The sequence below is a fragment of the Neisseria sp. P0014.S009 genome, from assembly GCF_051958155.1.
Taxonomy (GTDB): Bacteria; Pseudomonadota; Gammaproteobacteria; order Burkholderiales; family Neisseriaceae; genus Neisseria; species Neisseria flavescens_C.
On record NZ_JBQCVS010000093.1, the window covers coordinates 1 to 295 of the forward strand.

Here is a 295-nt window from a genome sequence, read left to right on the forward strand (position 1 = left end):
TTCAAGATCTACAGTATCAAAAGCACTTCCCAAGTTAAGCTCGGGGCTTTCACTTCTGACTTATAGATCCACCTACACCCGCTTTACGCCCAATAATTCCGAACAACGCTTGGACCCCTCGTCTTACCGCGGCTGCTGGCACGAAGTTAGCCGGTCCTTTCTCCTCAGGTACAATCACTTTCTTTTTCCCTGAGAACAGAGCTTTACAACCCGAAGGCCTTCATCACTCACGCGGCGTCGCTGCATCAGAGTTTCCTCCATTGTGCAATATTCCCTACTGCTGCCACCCGTAGGC

At 50.8% G+C, this 295-nt stretch carries 1 rRNA gene; it reads right to left on the minus strand.

Annotation, left to right across the window (positions count from 1 at the left end):
• Nucleotides 1–295, minus strand: a 16S ribosomal RNA gene (locus ACTHS4_RS11815); the annotation flags it as partial.